25 protein-coding genes and 1 tRNA gene are annotated in these 19,488 nt (G+C 62.3%); 6 read left to right on the top strand and 20 right to left on the bottom strand.

The genetic code is table 11. The annotated features are described in order from the left end of the window. Window positions 1-187: 187 nt before the first annotated feature. The 11 genes from rpsQ to rpsJ all read right to left on the bottom strand — a co-directional run bounded on the left by rpsQ (window position 188) and on the right by rpsJ (window position 5,616). Entirely contained in the window at window positions 188-460 is a 273-nt protein-coding gene (gene rpsQ, locus AC1MH0_RS15435) for a 30S ribosomal protein S17 (protein ID WP_031393756.1), read from the bottom strand. A 10-nt stretch (window positions 461-470) separates the two neighbouring features. After that, window positions 471-677, bottom strand: a complete 207-nt coding sequence (gene rpmC, locus AC1MH0_RS15430; protein ID WP_055872644.1) for a 50S ribosomal protein L29 — start codon at window positions 675-677, stop codon at window positions 471-473. Between the two features lie 4 nt (window positions 678-681). Then, window positions 682-1,116, bottom strand: a complete 435-nt coding sequence (gene rplP / locus AC1MH0_RS15425) for a 50S ribosomal protein L16 (protein WP_031393758.1) — start codon at window positions 1,114-1,116, stop codon at window positions 682-684. 15 nt (window positions 1,117-1,131) lie between these two features. Beyond that, entirely contained in the window at window positions 1,132-1,839 is a 708-nt protein-coding gene (gene rpsC / locus AC1MH0_RS15420; protein ID WP_055872646.1) for a 30S ribosomal protein S3, read from the bottom strand. Beyond that, window positions 1,839-2,216, bottom strand: coding sequence for a 50S ribosomal protein L22 (gene rplV / locus AC1MH0_RS15415; protein ID WP_056047621.1), 378 nt, complete (start codon window positions 2,214-2,216; stop codon window positions 1,839-1,841). The genes rpsC and rplV overlap by 1 nt, the downstream gene beginning before the upstream one ends. Next, window positions 2,216-2,491 (bottom strand): 30S ribosomal protein S19, encoded by a 276-nt coding sequence (rpsS, locus tag AC1MH0_RS15410; RefSeq protein ID WP_031393761.1) that lies wholly within the window; start codon window positions 2,489-2,491, stop codon window positions 2,216-2,218. The genes rplV and rpsS overlap by 1 nt, the downstream gene beginning before the upstream one ends. A gap of 1 nt (window position 2,492) precedes the next feature. Continuing rightward, window positions 2,493-3,332 carry a 50S ribosomal protein L2 gene (rplB, locus tag AC1MH0_RS15405; RefSeq protein WP_055872649.1) on the bottom strand — a complete coding sequence of 280 codons (840 nt, stop codon included), beginning with the start codon at window positions 3,330-3,332 and terminating at the stop codon, window positions 2,493-2,495. 4 nt (window positions 3,333-3,336) lie between these two features. Further along, window positions 3,337-3,651 (bottom strand): 50S ribosomal protein L23, encoded by a 315-nt coding sequence (locus AC1MH0_RS15400; RefSeq protein WP_056047618.1) that lies wholly within the window; start codon window positions 3,649-3,651, stop codon window positions 3,337-3,339. Then, window positions 3,644-4,270 carry a 50S ribosomal protein L4 gene (gene rplD / locus AC1MH0_RS15395; protein WP_056047616.1) on the bottom strand — a complete coding sequence of 209 codons (627 nt, stop codon included), beginning with the start codon at window positions 4,268-4,270 and terminating at the stop codon, window positions 3,644-3,646. The genes AC1MH0_RS15400 and rplD overlap by 8 nt, the downstream gene beginning before the upstream one ends. Before the next feature lie 2 nt (window positions 4,271-4,272). Next, window positions 4,273-5,019, bottom strand: a complete 747-nt coding sequence (gene rplC / locus AC1MH0_RS15390) for a 50S ribosomal protein L3 (RefSeq protein ID WP_056060507.1) — start codon at window positions 5,017-5,019, stop codon at window positions 4,273-4,275. A 288-nt stretch (window positions 5,020-5,307) separates the two neighbouring features. Continuing rightward, window positions 5,308-5,616, bottom strand: coding sequence for a 30S ribosomal protein S10 (rpsJ, locus tag AC1MH0_RS15385; RefSeq protein WP_007406109.1), 309 nt, complete (start codon window positions 5,614-5,616; stop codon window positions 5,308-5,310). A gap of 141 nt (window positions 5,617-5,757) precedes the next feature. Here rpsJ and AC1MH0_RS15380 point away from each other — a divergent pair, with 141 nt between their 5' ends. Beyond that, on the top strand, window positions 5,758-6,201 hold the full coding sequence (locus tag AC1MH0_RS15380) for an endonuclease domain-containing protein (protein WP_480963490.1): 444 nt from the start codon (window positions 5,758-5,760) through the stop codon (window positions 6,199-6,201). Window positions 6,202-6,321: 120 nt separating this feature from the next. Here the strand turns inward: AC1MH0_RS15380 and AC1MH0_RS15375 are convergent, their stop codons facing one another. From AC1MH0_RS15375 to AC1MH0_RS15350, 6 genes are all read right to left on the bottom strand, one after another. Beyond that, complete coding sequence (locus tag AC1MH0_RS15375) at window positions 6,322-6,672, bottom strand: hypothetical protein (RefSeq protein WP_480963489.1); 351 nt, start codon at window positions 6,670-6,672, stop codon at window positions 6,322-6,324. A gap of 266 nt (window positions 6,673-6,938) precedes the next feature. After that, on the bottom strand, window positions 6,939-8,132 hold the full coding sequence (gene tuf, locus AC1MH0_RS15370; RefSeq protein ID WP_132741515.1) for an elongation factor Tu: 1,194 nt from the start codon (window positions 8,130-8,132) through the stop codon (window positions 6,939-6,941). 213 nt (window positions 8,133-8,345) lie between these two features. Beyond that, window positions 8,346-10,442, bottom strand: coding sequence for an elongation factor G (fusA, locus tag AC1MH0_RS15365; RefSeq protein ID WP_056047600.1), 2,097 nt, complete (start codon window positions 10,440-10,442; stop codon window positions 8,346-8,348). 147 nt (window positions 10,443-10,589) lie between these two features. After that, window positions 10,590-11,060, bottom strand: a complete 471-nt coding sequence (gene rpsG / locus AC1MH0_RS15360) for a 30S ribosomal protein S7 (RefSeq protein ID WP_055872660.1) — start codon at window positions 11,058-11,060, stop codon at window positions 10,590-10,592. 134 nt (window positions 11,061-11,194) lie between these two features. Continuing rightward, window positions 11,195-11,566, bottom strand: coding sequence for a 30S ribosomal protein S12 (gene rpsL / locus AC1MH0_RS15355; RefSeq protein ID WP_010164594.1), 372 nt, complete (start codon window positions 11,564-11,566; stop codon window positions 11,195-11,197). 413 nt (window positions 11,567-11,979) lie between these two features. Beyond that, window positions 11,980-12,993: an alpha/beta fold hydrolase gene (locus AC1MH0_RS15350; protein WP_480963488.1), complete on the bottom strand. Its 1,014-nt coding sequence runs from the start codon at window positions 12,991-12,993 to the stop codon at window positions 11,980-11,982. A gap of 145 nt (window positions 12,994-13,138) precedes the next feature. On the opposite strand from AC1MH0_RS15350, the gene AC1MH0_RS15345 reads away from it, so the two are divergent. From AC1MH0_RS15345 to nusG, 3 genes are all read left to right on the top strand, one after another. Further along, a tRNA-Trp gene (locus AC1MH0_RS15345) sits at window positions 13,139-13,215 on the top strand. A 540-nt stretch (window positions 13,216-13,755) separates the two neighbouring features. Beyond that, window positions 13,756-13,953, top strand: coding sequence for a preprotein translocase subunit SecE (gene secE, locus AC1MH0_RS15340; protein WP_056047594.1), 198 nt, complete (start codon window positions 13,756-13,758; stop codon window positions 13,951-13,953). Between the two features lie 13 nt (window positions 13,954-13,966). Further along, on the top strand, window positions 13,967-14,503 hold the full coding sequence (gene nusG / locus AC1MH0_RS15335; RefSeq protein ID WP_055872668.1) for a transcription termination/antitermination protein NusG: 537 nt from the start codon (window positions 13,967-13,969) through the stop codon (window positions 14,501-14,503). Between the two features lie 262 nt (window positions 14,504-14,765). On the opposite strand, the gene AC1MH0_RS15330 is transcribed toward nusG, so the two are convergent. The 3 genes from AC1MH0_RS15330 to AC1MH0_RS15320 are packed head-to-tail and all read right to left on the bottom strand — an operon-like array spanning window position 14,766 to window position 17,318. Next, window positions 14,766-15,359: a hypothetical protein gene (locus AC1MH0_RS15330; RefSeq protein WP_480963487.1), complete on the bottom strand. Its 594-nt coding sequence runs from the start codon at window positions 15,357-15,359 to the stop codon at window positions 14,766-14,768. Window positions 15,360-15,370: 11 nt separating this feature from the next. After that, window positions 15,371-16,528 carry a M48 family metallopeptidase gene (locus AC1MH0_RS15325; protein ID WP_480963486.1) on the bottom strand — a complete coding sequence of 386 codons (1,158 nt, stop codon included), beginning with the start codon at window positions 16,526-16,528 and terminating at the stop codon, window positions 15,371-15,373. A 1-nt stretch (window position 16,529) separates the two neighbouring features. Further along, window positions 16,530-17,318, bottom strand: a complete 789-nt coding sequence (locus tag AC1MH0_RS15320) for a hypothetical protein (protein WP_480965762.1) — start codon at window positions 17,316-17,318, stop codon at window positions 16,530-16,532. Window positions 17,319-17,888: 570 nt separating this feature from the next. On the opposite strand from AC1MH0_RS15320, the gene AC1MH0_RS15315 reads away from it, so the two are divergent. Together AC1MH0_RS15315 and AC1MH0_RS15310 are read left to right on the top strand one after the other, a co-directional pair. Then, the gene (locus AC1MH0_RS15315) at window positions 17,889-19,130 is read left to right on the top strand and encodes an EAL domain-containing protein (protein ID WP_480963485.1); all 1,242 of its coding nucleotides are present in this window, start codon (window positions 17,889-17,891) and stop codon (window positions 19,128-19,130) included. Continuing rightward, a complete protein-coding gene (locus AC1MH0_RS15310; RefSeq protein WP_480963484.1) occupies window positions 19,120-19,404 on the top strand; it encodes a hypothetical protein in 285 nt (94 codons plus the stop codon). The genes AC1MH0_RS15315 and AC1MH0_RS15310 overlap by 11 nt, the downstream gene beginning before the upstream one ends. Window positions 19,405-19,488 lie beyond the last annotated feature (84 nt).

The raw sequence follows: 19,488 nt of genomic DNA, 5'->3' as shown, positions 1-19,488 counted from the left end.
CAGCGGGGAGGAGCGGCCGCTTAGCCGTTCCAGTTTACGAAAACAAGAGCGCAGGAGGTTTCCCCCCTGCCCTCTTAACTCAAACCCGTCATCCCAGCGAAAGCTGGGGTATCCCTGTTCGAGCCGATCGCCCCTCACCACGAGATCCAAGCTTTCGCTCGGATGACGGGGTTTGGAGCGTACCAGTTCAGCCCTCGGCCGAAGCCCGTTCCGGCGTCGCGTGGGTGTTGACCCGCTCGATTACCTTCCAGGTCTTCAGCTTGGAGATCGGTGCGGTCTCTTCGATCCGCACGGTCTCCCCCTGCTTGAACTCGTTGCTCTCGTCATGAGCATGATACTTCTTCGAGCGACGGATGATCTTCCCGTAGAGCGGGTGCTTCACCTTACGCTCGACGTTCACGACCACCGTCTTGTCGCCCTTGTCGGACACGACCAGACCGGTCAGCACGCGCTTCGGCATGATACGTTCCTTACTTCGCGGCTTCAGCGCTGGTGCGCTGAGCCTGCAGGGTCTTGATGCGAGCGATGTCGCGGCGGACCTCACGAACGCGGCTCGGCTTTTCGAGCTGGTTCGTGGCGGCCTGGAAGCGCAGGTTGAACTGCTCGCGCTTCAGTTCGCCGAGCGACTCCGACAGCTGGTCGTCGCTCTTGGTCTTCATGTCGTCGATACGAGCCATGATCTTACTCGCCTCCCAGATGCGAGGTGTCACCCAGGCGGGCAACGACCTTTACCTTGATCGGCAGCTTCATGGCCGCCCGCTCGAACGCCTCGGCGGCGATCTTGCCGTCGACGCCGTCGAGCTCGAACAGGATCCGACCCGGCTTGACGCGAGCGGCCCAGTATTCCGGCGCGCCCTTGCCCTTACCCATGCGGACTTCGGCTGGCTTTCCCGAGACCGGAAGGTCTGGGAAGATGCGGATCCACAAACGCCCCTGGCGCTTCATGTGACGCGTGATCGCGCGGCGAGCCGCCTCGATCTGGCGTGCGGTGATCCGGTCGGGTTCCATCGCCTTCAGGCCGTAGGAGCCGAAATTGAGCGAGAAGCCACTCTTGGCGTCGCCCGAAATCTTGCCCTTGAAGGCCTTCCGGAACTTGGTCTTTTTTGGTTGCAGCATGTCTGTTCCTGCCCCTTAGCGACGATCGTCGCGCTGCGGCCGCACGCCGGAGGTCTGAGCCTCCATCATGATGCGGTCGTACGACGTCGGATCGTTGCCGAGAATCTCGCCCTTGAAGACCCAGACCTTCACGCCGCATACGCCATAAGACGTGTGCGCCGTAGCCTCGGCATAATCGATGTTCGCGCGCAGCGTGTGCAACGGAACCCGACCCTCACGATAGCTCTCCGACCGTGCGATCTCGGCGCCGCCAAGACGGCCACCGCAGTTCACCCGAATGCCCTCGGCACCGAGACGCATCGCCGACTGGACCGCACGCTTCATGGCGCGACGGAAGGCGATACGACGCTCGAGCTGATCGGCGATGCCCTGCGCGACGAGACGCGCATCGACTTCCGGCTTGCGGATCTCGACGATGTTCAGCGACACGGTCGACGACGTCATCTTGCCGATCGTCGAACGCAGCTTCTCGATGTCCGCACCCTTCTTGCCGATGATCACGCCGGGGCGTGCAGCGAAGATGGAGATGCGGGCCAGCTTGGCCGGACGCTCGATGACCACCTTGGAGATCGCGGCCTGCGGCAGCGTCTTCATGATGAATGCGCGGATCTTGAGATCCTCGAGCAGGAGCCGACCATAGTCGGCGCCTTCGGCGTACCAGCGGCTATCCCAGGTACGGTTGATCTGCAGACGCAGACCGATGGGGTTGCTCTTCTGACCCATTATGCTTCTTCCTGCTCGCGCACGACGATGCGCAGACGGCTGAATGGCTTGAGAATGCGGGTCGACTTGCCGCGGCCGCGGGTAGCGAAGCGCTTCATCGTGATCGACTTGCCGACCGAAGCCTCGGCGACGACGAGTGCGTCGACGTCGAGGTTATGGTTGTTCTCGGCGTTGGCGATGGCCGAGGCCAGCACCTTGCGCGCTTCGATCGCCATGCCCTTGGTCGAGAAGGCAAGGATGTTCATCGCATCGCCGACCTTCTTGCCACGGATCAGCGCAGCCACGAGGCCGAGCTTCTGCGCGGAACCACGGATCTGCGTACCGACCGAAAGCGCCTCGTTGTCCGCGACCTTGCGCGGGCTGACTTGCTTAGACATCAGCGCTTGCCCTTCTTGTCGGCGGAGTGGCCGGGGAAGTAGCGCGTGGGCGCGAACTCACCGAGCTTCATGCCGACCATGTCTTCGTTGACCGAGACGGGCACGAACTTGCGGCCGTTATAGACGTTGAACGTGAGACCCACGAACGACGGCAGGATCGTCGAGCGACGCGACCAGGTCTTGATCGGCGAACGCGCGTTGGTGTCCTGGGCGGTTTCTGCCTTCTTGAGCAGATGAAGGTCCACGAAGGGGCCCTTCCAGACTGAACGAGCCATGTTAGCCCTTCCTCTTCGTCGAATGACGCGACCGGATGATCATCTTGTCGGTCGACTTGTTATGACGCGTGCGCGCACCCTTGGTCGGCTTGCCCCAAGGCGTAACCGGATGACGGCCACCCGAGGTACGGCCTTCACCACCGCCATGCGGATGGTCGACCGGGTTCTTGGCGACGCCGCGCGTCAGAGGACGGATACCCATCCAGCGCGAACGGCCTGCCTTGCCCAGGTTCTGGTTCTGGTTGTCGGGGTTCGAGACCGCGCCAACCGTCGCCATGCAATCGCTACGGATGTAGCGCTGCTCGCCCGAGTTCAGGCGGACCATCACCATGCCCTTGTCGCGACCGACGACCTGCACGTACGTGCCGGCCGATCGGGCGATCTGGCCACCCTTCATCGGCTTCATCTCCACGTTGTGGACGATGGTGCCGACCGGCATCTGACCGAGTTCCATGGCATTGCCTGGCTTCACGTCGGTCTTCTTGGCCGCGAGGACCTTGTCGCCGACGGCCAGACGCTGTGGCGCCAGGATGTAGGCGAGCTCCTCGTCCGGGTACTTGACCAGGGCGATGAACGCGGTGCGGTTGGGATCATACTCGATCCGCTCGACGGTGCCTTCGACGTCCCACTTGCGACGCTTGAAGTCGATGTAGCGGTACTTCTGCTTGTGACCGCCGGCGATGCCGCGCGAGGTCACATGGCCCTTGTTGTTACGACCGCCGGTCTTGTGCTTACCTTCGGTCAGCGCCTTGACGGGGCGGCCCTTCCAGAGCGACGACTTGTCGACCAGGATGAGACCGCGGCGTGCCGGCGATGTCGGATTATAATGCTTGAGTGCCATGGCCTCAGATCCCCGTCGTCACGTCGATGGACTGACCGTCCTTCAACGTCACGATTGCCTTTTTCATGTCGGAGCGCGAGTAGTTCGTGCCCTTCCACTTCTTGGTCTTGCCCTTCTGGACGAGCGTGTTCACGCCGACGACGTTCACGTCGAACAGCGCCTCAACGGCCGCCTTGATCTCGGGCTTCGTGGCATCGTTCGATACCTTGAACACAACCGCGTTGAACTCCGACAGGGTCGTCGTCTTCTCGGTGATGTGCGGGGCGAGGATAACGTCGTAATGACGATTATCGATGCCCGCCTTCTGCTTCTTAGCCATGGAAGCGCGCCTCCAGCTTTTCGACAGCGGCGCGCGTCAGCACCAGCGTGTCATGCTTCAGGATGTCGTAAACGTTCGCGCCGGCAGCCGGCATCACGTTCACTTCGTACAGGTTGCCCGCAGCGAATGCGAAGCTGGTGTCGACCATGTCGCCGTCGATGACGAGCGCACGCTTGCCGAAGCCGAGCTTTGCGAGATCGCCCTGCAGCGTCTTGGTCTTGCCACCCTCGACAGCCAGGCTGTCCATGATGACTAGCGAACCCGCCTTGGCGTGGCTGCTGAGAGCCATCCGCAGACCGAGCGAGCGAACCTTCTTGTTCAGCGACGGGTTGAAGTCACGGACGCGTGCGCCGTGAGCCTTACCACCACCGATGAACACAGGTGCGCGACGATCGCCGTGACGAGCCGTACCGCCGCCCTTCTGGCGACCGAACTTCTTGCCGGTGCGAGCGACGTCTGCGCGCTCACGGGTGCCACGAGCCGTCTCGCGACGCTTCTCGAGCTGCCACGTGACGACACGGTGCAGGATGTCGGCGCGCGGATCGAGGCCGAAGACCTCGTCGTTGAGCTCGATGTCCGCTGCGTCAGTGCCGGCGAAAGATGAAACCTTGATCTTCACGCTCAGCCCTCCTGGCCGTCGGCTGCAGGTGCGTCGGTCGTTTCGGCCGGCGTGTCTGCTGCGGTGTTGCTGTTTGCGGTCTTGAGACCGGCGGGGAACGGTGCGTCGGCATGGCGCGCGACCTTCACCGAGTCCTTAACGAAGAGCCAGCCGCCCTTGGAGCCAGGAACCGAACCCTTGACGAACAGGAGACCACGCTCGACGTCCGTCGATACGATCTCGAGGTTCTGCTGGGTGCGATACTTGTCGCCCATGTGGCCGGCCATCTTCTTGTTCTTGAAGACCTTGCCCGGATCCTGGCGCTGACCGGTCGAACCGAGCGAACGGTGCGAGACCGAAACGCCGTGGGTCGCCCGCAGACCGCCGAAGCCCCAACGCTTCATGCCGCCCTGGAAGCCCTTACCCTGGGTCTTGCCCTGGATATCGACGATCTGACCTGCGACGTAATGGTCGGCCGAGATCTCGGCGCCGACGTCGAGCAGGCCGTCTGCGTTCACACGGAACTCATGGACGACAGCCTTGGGCTCCACTTCGGCCTTGCCGAAATGGCCGCGCTGCGGCTTTGCGACATTCTTCGACTTGGCGACACCTGCACCAAGCTGGACGGCAGTGTAGCCGTCACGATCCATTTCGCGAACGGAAACGACCTGATTGCCTTCGAGTGCCAGAACGGTGACCGGCACGTGCCGACCATCTTCCTGGAACAGGCGGGTCATCCCCATCTTCTTCGCGATCACGCCAGTACGCATGATCTTGTCCCTTCCTAGACAGAGGCCCCGTCGGACTATTCCTCGGGGGCTTGCGGACCATGTCCGGAGCGAGCTCCATGATGCGTCCACCTGACCCCATCCCCGGCAAAAGCCCTGAATGGAGTCGGTTCAACCCGGTAAATACGAAACGTGCCCCCGTCCCGGGCTGGTGTTTCTGCAAGTGCAAAAACGTAACGGGGGACGCTGCCCCGCCGGTTTACACCGACGGCGGTATCCCAATGTAGAACGGCGCGGGACCATTGCTGGTCGACCGCGCCGCGCCAGCCCTTAGGCGAGCTTGATCTCGACGTCAACGCCAGCGGCGAGGTCCAGCTTCATCAGCGCATCGACCGTCTGCGGCGTCGGCTGGACGATATCCAGCATACGCTTGTACGTGCGCACCTCGAACTGCTCGCGCGACTTCTTGTCGATGTGCGGGCCGCGGTTCACGGTGAATTTTTCGATGCGCGTCGGAAGGGGAATCGGACCGCGGATGAGCGCGCCGGTGCGGCGTGCGGTGTCGGCGATGTCGCCAGTGGCCTGATCGAGCACACGGTGATCGAACGCCTTCAGACGAATGCGGATATTGCTGTCCATAGTCCCTACCGATGCGAAAGAGCGGGCCCGTTTCCGGGCTCTTGCTGGTTGATGTTTAAACCGAAGGCGGGCCATTACGGGAGAGTCAGTTGAAATGCAACCGGGGGTTGCGGGTTTTCCGGCTCGGTTCGTCCGCCCGCCATGCTACCTATCAATCCTCCCCCGCCAGGGGGAGGTGGCACGCGAAGCGTGACGGAGGGGAGGCAAGCGAGGCGGCTCGAAGGATCTCTACACGACCACAGCAACGCCAAGCGCCTGCGAAAACAGATGAGCCCACCGGAGATAGCCCTCTGGCGGGCGCTAAGACGAAACGAAGAAGGCCTACGCTTCCGCAGACAACACGCCGCAGGCCCTTACGTCCTAGACTTCTACTGCGCCCCAGCCCGACTCGCGATCGAAGTCGACGGCGAAGCCCACAACCACGGCAACCGCCCCGAACGAGACGCAACCCGCGACGCTTGGCTGATCGCCCAAAACGTCCGCGTCCTCCGCTACCCAGCCCGCGAAATGCTAGCCAACCTCGACGACGTCGTCCGCCAGATCACGTCCATCGCACTCCAACGCCGAACCACCTTCGAGGGCTAATCGCCCCCTCCCCCTCCGACGCCTCCGACGCCACCTCCCCCTAGCGGGGGAGGATTTGCGAGTTCGTTACTACTCTTCCTGACTCCACCACGAATACCGACATTACACAGCCGATTGCCGTCAAGAATTCTGCAAAAGCAGTTCGGTATCAGAAATGGTCAAGCCGTTCAGTTGTACCAGGTAGAGGATACCGCCTAAATCCTTGTAGCTGAACTGACCTGGCCAACTCAAACGTACGCTAGCTACATTGCCCGACTTTTCGACCGGGGCCGCGCTCCACGAATGCGGCTGAGATGTAAGTTGCTTCAGCACCTTCGATAAGGTCGCTATTGGTCCGGACAACGTGAGCGCTTGCTTGGTTTGTGGCAAAGTAGCGTCGGCAAAATGCGCTTCTAGCGGGCGAGCCTCAGTCAACCCCACGCCCATTGGGATCCGTAGAGCAGCTAGCACTTTGAGAGTTAGGCTCCTCATTAAAACAGCCTGCACCTACACGCGGGTGTTTGCAATTGGGCGAGGGCAGATGCCACCAGTCAGTACCTAGCGGTTCGCGCTACCCAATCGCAACAACGACACGCTTAAGTGACTTGGTCGCTTTATCGGCGTGCGCGCCTTGGATTTCCCACGGCTTAAACTGCCCAATCCACTCGGCCATACCCAGCACACCCAAACACAAAAAAGCCCGGCCTCTCTCGCAGGAAGCCGGGCTCTTTTCGATCTACTCCCGAAGGAGAGGATGCTTACTTGTCGATCTGGCTGACGACGCCTGCACCGACGGTACGGCCGCCTTCGCGGATCGTGAAGCGCTGGCCCACGTCCATGGCGATCGGTGCGATCAGCTTGATGCCGAGCGACACGTTGTCGCCTGGCATGACCATCTCGGTGCCCTCAGGCAGCTCGACGGTGCCGGTCACGTCCGTCGTACGGAAGTAGAACTGCGGGCGGTAGTTGGCGAAGAACGGCGTGTGACGGCCACCCTCTTCCTTCGACAGCACGTACACTTCCGAGTTGAAGTCGGTGTGCGGCTTGATCGTGCCTGGCTTGCAGAGCACCTGGCCACGCTCGACTTCGTCGCGTGCAACGCCACGGATCAGCGCGCCGACGTTATCGCCAGCCTGGCCCTGGTCGAGCAGCTTGCGGAACATCTCGACGCCCGTGACCGTGGTCTTGCGGACGGTCGGGTGAATGCCGACGATCTCGACTTCCTCGCCAACCTTGACGATGCCGGTCTCGACGCGGCCGGTGACGACCGTACCACGACCCGAGATCGAGAACACGTCCTCGATCGGCATCATGAACGGCTTGTCGAGCGGACGCTCCGGCTGCGGGATGTACTCGTCGACAGCCTGCATCAGCTCGGTGACGGCGTCGGCACCCAGCTTCTGGTTCGAACCCGACAGTGCGCAGGTAGCCGAACCCTTGATGACGGGGATGTCGTCGCCCGGGAAGTCGTACGAGCTGAGCAGCTCGCGGATTTCCATCTCGACCAGCTCGAGGATTTCCTCGTCGTCAACCAGATCGACCTTGTTCATGAACACGACCATGGCAGGCACGCCGACCTGGCGTGCGAGCAGGATGTGCTCACGGGTCTGTGGCATCGGGCCATCGGTCGCCGAAACGACGAGGATCGCGCCGTCCATCTGGGCTGCGCCGGTGATCATGTTCTTCACATAATCGGCGTGGCCCGGGCAATCGACGTGCGCATAGTGACGGTTGGCCGTCTCGTACTCGACGTGTGCGGTCGAGATCGTGATGCCGCGCTCGCGCTCCTCGGGAGCCTTGTCGATGTTGGCGAAGTCGACGGCGGTACCGCCGGTCGTCTCTGCCAGAACCTTCGTGATCGCAGCGGTAAGCGACGTCTTGCCATGATCGACGTGACCGATGGTGCCGATGTTGAGATGCGGCTTGTTCCGCTCAAATTTTGCCTTGGCCATTGTTTCCTACCTTCTGATTCGTATTCCGGTGCCACCCCGGGAACCGCGCGAACGCGGCCCAATAGCGGCTGTTAAAGCGTTGCGCCAGCCCCTGCTTGGGGAGAGGCCGACGCGGAAGTGAATTCCGCGTCGTCGAACTTCGGTCGCTGACCGAAGCCGGCCCGCCTTTCGGCGTCTCCAAGCCAGGCTTCCCTGGCTCGGCGCGCCTCTGGCTTAGGCCAGCTTGGCCTTCACCTCGTCAGCAACGTTCTGCGGCACTTCGTCATAGTGCGAGAACTGCATCGAGTACTGCGCGCGACCCTGCGTGAACGAACGGAGCGAGTTCACGTAGCCGAACATGTTGGCCAGCGGGACCATCGCCTCGACCGTCTGCGCGTTGCCGCGGCTGTCGGTGCCCTGGATCTGGCCACGACGGCTGTTCATGTCGCCTATGACGTCGCCCAGGTAATCCTCCGGGGTGACGACCTCGACCTTCATGACCGGCTCGAGCAGCGTGATGCCCGACTTCTGTGCGACTTCGCGCATCGCGCCACGGGCACAGATTTCGAACGCCAGTGCCGACGAGTCGACGTCGTGATACGCGCCGTCATACAGCACGATCTCGAAATCGATGATCGGGAAGCCGACCAGCGAACCCGACGCAGCGGTTTCGCGGAAGCCCTTCTCGATCGCAGGCAGGTATTCCTTCGGAATGTTGCCGCCCTTGATCTCGTCCTTGAACGTGATGCCCGAACCGCGCTCGCCCGGCGTGACCTTGACCTTCACGCGACCGAACTGGCCGGTACCACCCGACTGCTTCTTGTGCGTGTAATCGACGTCGACCGGCTTCTTCAGATACTCGCGGTATGCGACCTGAGGAGCGCCGACGTTCGCCTCGACCTTGAACTCACGCTTCATGCGATCGACCAGGATCTCGAGATGGAGCTCGCCCATGCCCTTGATGATGGTCTGGCCCGACTCGGGGTCCGACGACACGCGGAACGAAGGATCCTCGCGTGCGAGACGATTGAGAGCGACGCCCATCTTCTCCTGGTCGGCCTTGGTCTTCGGCTCCACCGACAGCTCGATCACGGGCTCGGGGAATTCCATCCGCTCGAGGATGATCGGTGCGTTCATCGCGCAGAGCGTGTCACCGGTCGTGGTATCCTTGAGACCCGCGAGCGCGACGATGTCGCCAGCGAAAGCCTCCTGGATGTCCTCACGGCTGTTCGCATGCATAAGCAGCATACGGCCGACCTTTTCCTTCTTGTCCTTGACCGAGTTGGTGACCTGCGATGCGGTCTCCAGCTTGCCCGAGTAGATGCGGGCGAAGGTCAGCGTGCCGACGAACGGATCGTTCATGATCTTGAACGCCAGTGCCGAGAACGGAACGTCGTCCGAGGACGGACGCTCGTCCGGCGTCACGCCGTCGAGCTTCAGACCCTGGATCGCGGGAACGTCGAGCGGCGAAGGCAGATAGTCGACGACAGCGTCGAGCAAAGGCTGAACGCCCTTGTTCTTGAACGCCGAACCGCAAACGACGGGGACGAACGCCATGCTCAGCGTACCCTTGCGGATCAGCTTCTTGAGGTCGGCGACGCTCGGCTCGTTGCCTTCGAGATACGCCTCCATGAGGGCATCGTCCTGCTCGACAGCCATCTCGATCAGCTCGCTGCGATACTTCGCGGCCTTCTCGACCAGATCCTCAGGGATCTCGGCATATTCGAACTTCGCACCCAGGCTCTCTTCGAGCCAGATGATCGCGCGGTTCTCGACGAGATCAACGAGGCCCTTGAAGCCGCCTTCCATGCCGATCGGAAGATACAGCACGGCCGGACGCGCACCGAGACGATCGATGATCGAGTTCACGCAGAAGTAGAAATCGGCGCCGGTGCGGTCGAGCTTGTTGACGAAGCACATGCGCGGCACGCCGTACTTGTCGGCCTGACGCCACACGGTCTCGGACTGCGGCTCGACGCCGGCAACGCCGTCGAAGCACGCGACCGCGCCATCGAGCACACGAAGCGAACGCTCGACCTCGATCGTGAAGTCGACGTGGCCGGGCGTATCGATGATGTTGATAAGGTGCTCTTCGCCCTTACCTTCTTCGGCGCGCCACTTGCAGGTGGTCGCAGCCGACGTGATCGTGATCCCGCGCTCCTGCTCCTGCTCCATCCAATCCATCGTCGCCGTGCCTTCGTGCACTTCGCCGATCTTGTAGGACTTGCCGGTGTAATAGAGGATGCGCTCGGTCGTCGTCGTCTTACCGGCGTCGATGTGCGCCATGATGCCGATGTTGCGGTAACGGTCGAGCGGATGGCTGCGGGCCATGATCGTGCTTCCTTAAGGATATGGGGAGCCGAACGTGCCGGCTCCCCAATATATAGGTGTTTGTGTGACAGGCGGAAGACCGCCCGTCACACGGATAGCAATGCTAGGCTTCAAAGCCCGCTGTTACCAGCGGCAGGAAGCCCGCTGTTACCAGCGGTAGTGCGAGAATGCACGGTTGGCTTCCGCCATCCGGTGCGTATCTTCACGCTTCTTGACTGCGTTGCCACGGTTGTTGGCGGCATCCATCAGCTCACCCGACAGCCGCGCGGCCATCGTGTTCTCGCTGCGCGAACGCGCCGCACCGATCAGCCAGCGAATCGCAAGCGCCTGTGCACGCTCGGGACGAACCTCGACCGGCACCTGGTACGTTGCACCACCGACGCGGCGCGAACGGACTTCGATGCCCGGCTTCACGTTGTTCAGCGCATCGTGGAAAACACCGATCGGGTCACGCTTGGCGCGCTGCTCGACGGTTTCGAATGCACCGTACACGATCAGCTCTGCGACGGACTTCTTGCCGTCCAGCATGACGCTGTTCATGAACTTCGACAGAACCTCATCCCCGAACTTGGGATCAGGCAGGATGACCCGCTTTTCGGGACGACGACGACGTGCCATTTCAATTTCCTTGTAGACTTCAGCCGGTTCCGGAACACGTCCGGGGCTTACTAAGCTTCGTAACTTCCGAGGCGTGGATCCCGGATAAGATCGCCTAGAGCGATCTTTCCGGGATGATCATGCCCCCGGCATGATCACTTCGGACGCTTGGCGCCGTACTTGGAACGCGACTGACGCCGGTCCTTCACACCCTGTGTATCGAGCACGCCGCGCAGGACGTGGTAGCGAACACCGGGAAGATCGCGGACACGACCGCCACGGATCAGGACAACCGAATGCTCCTGAAGATTGTGGCCCTCGCCCGGGATGTAGCTGATGACCTCGCGCTGGTTGGTCAGGCGAACCTTGGCCACCTTGCGCAGAGCCGAGTTCGGCTTCTTCGGGGTCGTCGTGTAGACGCGCGTGCAAACGCCACGCTTCTGCGGATTTGCTTCCATCGCAGGGACCTTCGACTTGGCCTTCTGCGGATCGCGGCCCTTGCGGACCAGCTGGTTGATCGTCGGCATTGAAGCCTTCACCTTTCAAGTGGTTACTTTGCTGGAGCCATGAGGCGCCTGAGAATACAAAAAGGACCATAGGAACGCGGGAGCGCCCCTCAGGTCCTGGAATGCATCCAGCAATGTTCAAGCATGCCCGGCGGGAAACACTCCCGAAGAACAGGCCGCGCCTATAGGTCAGGAGTCGGTTGCGGTCAACGGGTTGAAATCGCTTTGAGTGAGGGTAGGCTCTTGAGTTCGGGAAGAGACGAACGCCCACATGACACCGTCGACGGTCCTTACTAATCCTCACCCGCCAGGGGGAGGTGGCACCGAAGGTGACGGAGGGGGAGGAGCTCGCAACGCCCGTTTCGCTTTCCTCCCCCTCCGTCTGGCAAGCGCCAGCCACCTCCCCCTGGCGGGGGAGGATCAAGAGGTTCCGGCTACCGCGAACGCGTCCCGAGCACCGCCAGCAGCGTCTTCTCGAATCGCGCAGGATCCTCGACCTGCGGCGAGTGACCCAGCCCCTCGAGCATAACCAGGTTCGCATTCGGCATCTGCCTCACCGCGCGCGGCGCGACCATCGGCACCGGCTCGAGGAACTTGCGCAAGTTCGCCGGCGCCTGCGCGCGACCGAACGCAGTCTTGTCCAGCGTCCCGACGATCAAAGTCGTCGACGGCGTGACCCGGTACAGCTCATGCGCGACCGGCTGCGTCTTGATCATTTCGCTCGTCTTGGCCTGCGCGAGCGCCACGGTGTCGCGCCCTGCCCCCTGGTACATGCCCGCCTGCATCCAGACCCAGCGATCATAGGACGGTTTCCACACGCCGTGATAATAGTTCTCGAGCTGATACGCCTTGATCGACGCGTAGCTCGTCTTCTTCTCGTTCGCCCAGAGCGTGTCGACGTCGGTATAGGGCACGCCCTCCTCGCCGCGATCCTTCAGGCCGAGCGGATTGACGAGCACCAGCTTCTCGACCGACGCCGGGTAGAGAATGGCGTACCGCATCGCGAGCATGCCGCCCATCGAGTGCCCGACGAACGTCGCCCGCGTGATGCCACGCGACTCGAGCAGCCGATTGGTGAACGTCGCCAGCATCTCGAAGCTATACTGTGCCGCGCGAGGCTTGGACGATTTGCAGAAGCCGATCTGGTCGGGGACGATCACCCGGTAGCCGACCTCGCTCAGCGCCCGCGCGGTGCTGCCCCAGGTCGCGCCGCAGAAGTTCTTGCCATGGAGCAGGACGACCGTGCGGCCATTGGGTCGCTGCGGCGCGATGTCCATGAACGCCATCTGCGCAGGACTGCCGACGATATCGACTTCCATCGTCTGGACAGGCCACGGATAGGTGAAGCGTTCGAGCTGCGGCCCCAGGTCCGGAACCTGCGGCACCGGCCCCGCCCCCATGAGCAACGCCGCGACCGGCAGCGCCAGCATCATCAATCCCGCCTTCATACGATTACGCTTTCCTACATCCCACGATACGGCGTACGGTTAACCGGCAAACACGGCCGCGTACAACGGATCATCCCGATGATCACGAATTGCATGCGAGACGCTTGCCCTTCCCGAAAACGCTGGGTAAGGGGCGCGTCCGTGTAGGAGTGTAGCTCAGTTGGTTAGAGCGTCGGTCTCCAAAACCGAAGGCCCTCGGTTCGAATCCGAGCACTCCTGCCACCCCCTTTAGATCCCGTCGTTTTGTTGCACCGTTTCCTGACGGTGCTTTGCCACGTCCGCAACGATTGCAGAAAACGCAATTAGTAATGCAATTTGCGCAATTGCGATTATTCGTGCTGCGATGCAAAACAATCAGGCCTTTCAGGCATCCTCTCCTAAAAACTTTCACGGCCGGTCTTGTACCGGCCTTTTTTTTCGCCCGCATTCGGCGTACACCTCAGGTGCCGTCGTCAAGCCGAACGATAAATAGAAACCGTGGGAGCGGAGCCGCCGGTCAAACCGGCACCGGCAAGACGATCGTGCGGGGGATAAGAGCGACCCAAGCGCTCTCCCCCGCCACTTCTTCCGGCCACCACCGTGCCACTTTCCGTCCGGCCTCCGCCCCTCTCCTGCCGCGCCCTTGCTTTCACCACGGGTGGAAGCTATCTGCCGCGCTTCCGACAGCGAGGACGGACCTGCCGCCGCGGCCCTTCACAGGGAGCGGCTAGTGGGTCTATGTCTCGCATCTCAGTTTCTCAATCAGCGGGTTCGAAGAACATCGTGGCGAAGACGTCCCCCCTCGAATTCATCCAGCAGGTCCGCAACGAGACCGCGAAGGTCACGTGGCCGACGCGTCGCGAGACGGTCATGACCGGCGTGATGGTGGTGATCATGACGACGATCCTCGCGCTGTTCTTCCTGGGCGTCGACTCGATCCTGCAAGCGATCGTCTCCGCCCTCCTCAAACTCGCTCAGTAAGCAAGGTTCCGTCATGGCGCGCTGGTACATCATTCACGCCTATTCGGGCTTCGAGGGCAAGGTCCGCGACTCGATCATGGCCGAGGCGACCCGGATGGGTCTCGAACAGCTCGTCGAGCAGATCGAAGTCCCGACCGAAACCACCACCGAAGCCCGTCGCGGCAAGAAGATCGCGGTCGAGCGCAAGTTCATGCCGGGCTACGTGCTCGCCAAGCTGAACATGAACGACGACGTGTATCACCTGGTGAAGAACACGCCGAAGGTGACGGGCTTCCTCGGCAGCATGGGCAAGCCGCAGGCGATCAGCGAGGCGGAAGCCACGCGGATGCTCAACAGCAAGGAAGAAGCCGCCGCTGCGCCCAAGCAGAAGGTCAAGGTCGACTACGAGATCGGCGACCAGGTCAAGGTCCTCGATGGCCCGTTCGCGACCTTCAACGGTCTCGTCGAAGAACTCGACTTCGACCGCAGCCGCGTCAAGGTTTCGGTATCGATCTTCGGGCGTGCGACGCCTGTCGAACTCGAATTCGAGCAGGTCGAAAGAAGCAAGTAAGGCCAAGCCGCACGCGATTAGCCCAAGGCTAATCGCGAGACGGCGCCAGCCCGGCTGGCGGGCCCAAGGCCCGGCCGACGACGCGGGATTTACTCGCGCGTCGCGTTACCGTTTAGTTCGTGTCGACACATAAGGCTTGTTTCCCCGCGAAGGCGGGGATCCAGACTGGGCTCCCGCCTTCGCGGGAGAACAAGGCAGGCGTAGTGATCGCCCTAGACCGTGCCTATGTCCGGTCGGGATAACTGCCAACCAATCGCGAGCCTCAAAACCGAACGCTATCGGCCACCACCCGAGCAGCAGCCGCGCTACGGTCGTAATAATACAAGCTCGGCGCCTCGTATGTCACCAGATACAGCTTCCCGCCAATCACCGCACCACGTGCTTCACCGCGCCGTTGCAGCGTCTCGTTCTGCTTCGCGAAGGTGTAGGTGAAGCGCACACCCTTGTTGCCGGCGAACTGGATCGGCGCGATCGTGTCGATCGCCATCGACGACGCGTCGCGCGCAATACGGTAGCTGTTCTCAAGCAGCACCGGGATGTCGGTGATCAGCATCGTCGCCGAGACCTTCGGCAAGGGCCTGTTCTTCTTGTCGACCTCGCGGAACAGCGGCCTGCCGGACTCGATGCCGCCATAGAAGCTCAGGTCGTTCAGTTCGTCGCCGTCCTGCGTCCAGGTTTCGGCATTGCGACCGGGGCGCTCGGACAGCTTGTTCCACTCTGCCCCCGGCTGCACGGTCATCGCCGACTTGGCGACGGCGATGCGCTGGCCGGCGGGGATGAGCTTGTTGCCGGCCGCGACGGGGGCTGCGAGCGACAGCGTCGCGACCGCGGCGAGCGAGGCGAGTTTCTTGGACATGGTCATCCTCCTTACGAGATCAGCGTGGCGATAAGCGCGGCGTCGGTCGCGGCCGGCTTGAGGCGGAGATAGGTCGCGAGCGCGGCCTGGCCTTCGGCAACCTGCTGGCTGCGGAGCAGCGACAGCCCGAGGCCGCGATACGCCTCGGGCGGCGCGTCGCCCTTGCCGATCGCCTCCTGGTAGAATTGCGCTGCGCTCACGAGATCGCGCGGATTGCCGCGCTCGCGATAGAGATCGCCACGGGCGCATAGCAGCTGCGTCGTCCAGCCAGTGCCCTCGGCCAGATTGGCGAGCAGGTACTCGCTACCGCCGAAATCGTTGAGCTTGATCTGGTCGTTGAGGAAGACCGGCAGCCACTTCGCCATCGCCGCCTGATGCGTGTCGACGACCGGCGGCTTGACGTCATGCGCCTCGATCGACGCGGCGCGGAGGTAGGTGGCGCGCGCGAGATCGGTCGGATGGGTGGCGAAGACGCCGGCGACGTATTTGTGTTGCGCCCTGCCCCTGCGACCGATCGCGGTCGCATCGGCCTCGCCCATGACGTGCTCCCAGACGTCGGCAGCGGCCGAAGACGGATATTGCGAGCGAGCAAGATACTGAAAGCCCGTCATGTCGGCCTCGCGTTCCTGATCGCGGCTGAAGGCGTATAGCTGGCCGACCACGGCGTATTGGAAGTCTGCGCTGTTGCGGACGAGGATCGACGCCCAGGCCATCAGGTCGGTGCCGGTGCGGTGGCTCTTGAAGTCCTTGAGCGAATGACGGAGTTCGAAATGGCCGAACTCGTGGCCGAGGATCGCGCCGAGTTCGGCTTCGCTGCGGACGCGGAGCAGCAGCCCGGTCCAGACGACCATCGCACCGTTGGGCGTCATGTACGCGTTGAATGCCGGCACCTCGTCGATATAGAGCCGGACCGATCGGCATCGGTCCTCGCCGACGGTCCGGCACAGGACACCCCGGACATAGGCATTGAGCGCCGGATCCTCGACCAGCGACCGGGAGTCGCGCTGCCGCCGCTCGCGCTCGTCCGCCTCCATCCATATGCCGCGCTCGTCAACCGTCGTGGGCGTGTAGGCTTGCGTGTAGGTTGGAAGCGGCGGGCGCTTGTCGGCGGCAAGCGCGGACGCGCCGGTCGCGGTCGCGAGCAGCAGCCCGACCATGAAACGCCGCATGTCAGTGTGCCGAGGCGATGGCGGAAGCGGCGGCGGGAGCGGGAGCGTCTGCAACGGCAGCGAGGGCTGCCGGAGCTTCGACCGGCTTGCCCGGGAAGCCCTCCAGCAACTGGCGCACCCGGTTGTCGGCGCCTTCGGCATCACGGACGTCGCCGCCCATCTGCCTGTCGGCGTTGAGCCAGACCAGTTCACCGGTGCGCAAGTCGACGAGTCCCGCATATCCGGTGTGGACGCCGGCCGTGATCGGGACACGCGCCATCGCCGCGAAGACCTGCAGCATCTTGCGGCCGGTCGAGCCGAAATGATCCTCCGTGGTGATGAACAGCGCATAGTCCGCGCGCTCGAGGCCGGGCAGCGTGCCGACGTCGGGTCCGAGGCCCCATTCGAACTGGTCCTTGCGCTTCTTGGTCGGCAGGCGGTTACCCTTGAAGAACTGATACTCGATCACCGACGACGCGACCGCACCGAACAGTTCCTGATATTCCGCGACCCTGGCCGAACTCGCGCCGACCGGCTCGGAATACCCGACGACGCTGTTGCCGAGACCGGTCTGCGCCTTGGCGAGCGCGGTGGCGATGTTCTCCTTCGCCTGATCGGTCCAGTCGGCGTTCGGCTCGTACATCCCGCCGGTCGACTGCGCGCCGACCCGGATCGACGGTCGCATCAGCACGATCCGCGCCGTGCCGGGCCTCAGGACGAAACCAGGCTTGAGCCCGGTCTTCTCCTGCGCAGACGCAGGCACGGTTGCCGAAACCGCGAGCAACAGCGCGACCAGTATCGCGCGAGACATAGTGATCATACCCACCCCTGTTCTCGGATGCCCCCATCCGATTCCTGCCGATACTAGAGGGGAACCGTCGATCGGCTTAGAATTATTCGGTTCAAAACGACCGGTTTCGGGCGTTCACGCGGCGCGCTCTTGCCGTGCGCGTCCCAAACAGGTCGACCTGCTTACCGGGCGCGCCAATTGATCGCCAACCCGACAGATATGCGGCAGTGAAGACGGGGATGACTTCGAAATTCTTCACTTGCGCCGCAATATCATTCAGTACCTGAAATATATTTCGGTCGCTGCCTCGGCGAACTCGGCCGCCAACTGTCATAGATTTGTTCATTATCATCAGGTTGCCTCTCGCCTCGGCTATTTACCAAAACGAAACCTCGTCTTTTCACATCTGATTAACCATCATCAGTTATTTTACACTAACATTTGTACGACAGTCCGAGTACAAGACGTTGCGTAGTTGCCGATGCATCCTGCGAATACGACGTCGGGCGCATCAGGTAAACTCTATGTACCCATCGACCAGCTTGACACGCATGCAACCGTATTCAGCGATCCGCCCACGGGAAATGACTGATGCCCCTGACGAACACGGCCCTTAATACATTGCACGAACGTAGCGATGACTTACGTTCAGGCATGGCTGGCGCTCGTCGGCACCCGGTTTTGATCGAGGCCGGACATCGTATCTTGTTTCTCGACACCCAAAATGCGGCTACCGACGGGGTTCGTCGTCAACTCGAAGAGATGGGCCACAAAACCGCATGGATCGGCATGGCCAGCGAAGAACACGCCGGCCTGGCGTTCCAACCGGACCTGATCGTGATGAATCCCGATGCCTCGATCGGCAATGATCACGCGTTCATCGCCTTGTTGGACAAAGAACAGTTTTCCGGGACGCTCACGCTGTTGCGACCGAGCGTGCATTTCGGGGATGCGATCGCTCTGGCGGAACAGTCCGGCATCGACAACGTCGACTGGCTCGATACGCCCTTTACCGCGCAGGACATCGCCGACCGCCTGCCCCATGTTGCGCGACAACCGCACGACGGCGACATCGGCGACCGCCACTTCCTGTCGTGGCTGATCCAGCAAGGCCGGTTGCTGCCCAATCTCACGCACGAATTCCATGAGAAGCGCAGCCTGCGCGACGAGGGTATCGCGGGATACGAAACGCTGACGCGGTTGCGCAACCGGCCTTCGCTCAATCCCGAGCATATCTTCGCACCCTCGACGATCCTCTCGCTGGAGATCGCGGCGACATCGCTGGCGATCGAAGCCGCGGCGCGCCTGCTCGCGGCGCTGGCCGCGGACGACAGGCCGGTGCCAATCGCGGTGAATTGCAGCGCCGCAGTGCTCGCGCATCCGGATTTCGTCGCTGCGCTGCCGATCCTGCTGCGGCGCCATAATGTCTTACCCGGAATGCTGGGGATCGAACTTACCGAGATCAGCTATTCGGGGCTCGATGGTCGCCTGCTGGAAAACATGCGCGAGCTTGGCGTGATGGGCATTCCCATCTCGCTCGACGATTTCGGCAAGGGCGCCACCAACTTCGATCGGATCTCCGACCTGCCGGTGTCGGAGGTCAAGATCGACCGGAAGATCTTCCAGAAGTGCCGCAAGGGCGAGTTCCCGCCGTCGCTGCTGAGGGAAATCATCGATTATTGCCGGAGCCGGTCGATCGGAACCGTCATCGAGGGCATCGAGACCGCCGACGATCTCGTCCTGGCAAAATCGCTCGGTGCCGATTGCGGGCAAGGCTTTTACTGGGGGAAACCCGTGCCGATTGAAGCGATCGTACCCCGTCATGGTGCCTGACAACGGGTTCGGCCGTCTCATCGGTCAGACGCTCGACGAGGCGGAACCCGCCGTCACCAGCGCGGTCGAGGGTGAGCGGCCATCGATGCGGCTGGAGCTTCGCGAAGTCGAGGGACTCGACCTTTCGCCACCGCTCTTCCTCGCGGGTGCATGGGCCTGGTTGTTGTTTCACGAAGCCGGCGGGTTGATCAGCTATTCCGACGGATATGCCACGCGGTCGGCCTGTTACGCGGCAGCCAAGCAGATTGCCTGGCCGGTCGACGTCTTCGAATAAGGCACGGTGGATCGCCCGGACGTAGCGAGCCTCGCAGCGGCGATGCGAACGCCGGTTGCTGCTCCCCACGTTTTCGGCTATGCG

This window comes from Sphingomonas sp. AP28 (assembly GCF_056680455.1).
Note: the sequence above shows the minus strand (reverse complement) of the source record. Positions and strands in the feature narration are given on the sequence as shown.

What these genes read in the sequence shown, in the direction of transcription:
- rpsQ (WP_031393756.1), bottom strand. Translation starts at nt 460, where the DNA reads ATGCCGAAGCGCGTGCTGACCGGTCTGGTCGTGTCCGACAAGGGCGAC.
- rpmC (WP_055872644.1), bottom strand. Translation starts at nt 677, where the DNA reads ATGGCTCGTATCGACGACATGAAGACCAAGAGCGACGACCAGCTGTCG.
- rplP (WP_031393758.1), bottom strand. Translation starts at nt 1,116, where the DNA reads ATGCTGCAACCAAAAAAGACCAAGTTCCGGAAGGCCTTCAAGGGCAAG.
- rpsC (WP_055872646.1), bottom strand. Translation starts at nt 1,839, where the DNA reads ATGGGTCAGAAGAGCAACCCCATCGGTCTGCGTCTGCAGATCAACCGT.
- rplV (WP_056047621.1), bottom strand. Translation starts at nt 2,216, where the DNA reads ATGTCTAAGCAAGTCAGCCCGCGCAAGGTCGCGGACAACGAGGCGCTT.
- rpsS (WP_031393761.1), bottom strand. Translation starts at nt 2,491, where the DNA reads ATGGCTCGTTCAGTCTGGAAGGGCCCCTTCGTGGACCTTCATCTGCTC.
- rplB (WP_055872649.1), bottom strand. Translation starts at nt 3,332, where the DNA reads ATGGCACTCAAGCATTATAATCCGACATCGCCGGCACGCCGCGGTCTC.
- AC1MH0_RS15400 (WP_056047618.1), bottom strand. Translation starts at nt 3,651, where the DNA reads ATGGCTAAGAAGCAGAAGGCGGGCATCGATAATCGTCATTACGACGTT.
- rplC (WP_056060507.1), bottom strand. Translation starts at nt 5,019, where the DNA reads ATGCGTACTGGCGTGATCGCGAAGAAGATGGGGATGACCCGCCTGTTC.
- rpsJ (WP_007406109.1), bottom strand. Translation starts at nt 5,616, where the DNA reads ATGGACAGCAATATCCGCATTCGTCTGAAGGCGTTCGATCACCGTGTG.
- AC1MH0_RS15380 (WP_480963490.1), top strand. Translation starts at nt 5,758, where the DNA reads ATGCTACCTATCAATCCTCCCCCGCCAGGGGGAGGTGGCACGCGAAGC.
- AC1MH0_RS15375 (WP_480963489.1), bottom strand. Translation starts at nt 6,672, where the DNA reads ATGAGGAGCCTAACTCTCAAAGTGCTAGCTGCTCTACGGATCCCAATG.
- tuf (WP_132741515.1), bottom strand. Translation starts at nt 8,132, where the DNA reads ATGGCCAAGGCAAAATTTGAGCGGAACAAGCCGCATCTCAACATCGGC.
- fusA (WP_056047600.1), bottom strand. Translation starts at nt 10,442, where the DNA reads ATGGCCCGCAGCCATCCGCTCGACCGTTACCGCAACATCGGCATCATG.
- rpsG (WP_055872660.1), bottom strand. Translation starts at nt 11,060, where the DNA reads ATGGCACGTCGTCGTCGTCCCGAAAAGCGGGTCATCCTGCCTGATCCC.
- rpsL (WP_010164594.1), bottom strand. Translation starts at nt 11,566, where the DNA reads ATGCCGACGATCAACCAGCTGGTCCGCAAGGGCCGCGATCCGCAGAAG.
- AC1MH0_RS15350 (WP_480963488.1), bottom strand. Translation starts at nt 12,993, where the DNA reads ATGAAGGCGGGATTGATGATGCTGGCGCTGCCGGTCGCGGCGTTGCTC.
- nusG (WP_055872668.1), top strand. Translation starts at nt 13,967, where the DNA reads ATGGCGCGCTGGTACATCATTCACGCCTATTCGGGCTTCGAGGGCAAG.
- AC1MH0_RS15330 (WP_480963487.1), bottom strand. Translation starts at nt 15,359, where the DNA reads ATGTCCAAGAAACTCGCCTCGCTCGCCGCGGTCGCGACGCTGTCGCTC.
- AC1MH0_RS15325 (WP_480963486.1), bottom strand. Translation starts at nt 16,528, where the DNA reads ATGCGGCGTTTCATGGTCGGGCTGCTGCTCGCGACCGCGACCGGCGCG.
- AC1MH0_RS15320 (WP_480965762.1), bottom strand. Translation starts at nt 17,318, where the DNA reads ATGTCTCGCGCGATACTGGTCGCGCTGTTGCTCGCGGTTTCGGCAACC.
- AC1MH0_RS15315 (WP_480963485.1), top strand. Translation starts at nt 17,889, where the DNA reads ATGCCCCTGACGAACACGGCCCTTAATACATTGCACGAACGTAGCGAT.
- AC1MH0_RS15310 (WP_480963484.1), top strand. Translation starts at nt 19,120, where the DNA reads ATGGTGCCTGACAACGGGTTCGGCCGTCTCATCGGTCAGACGCTCGAC.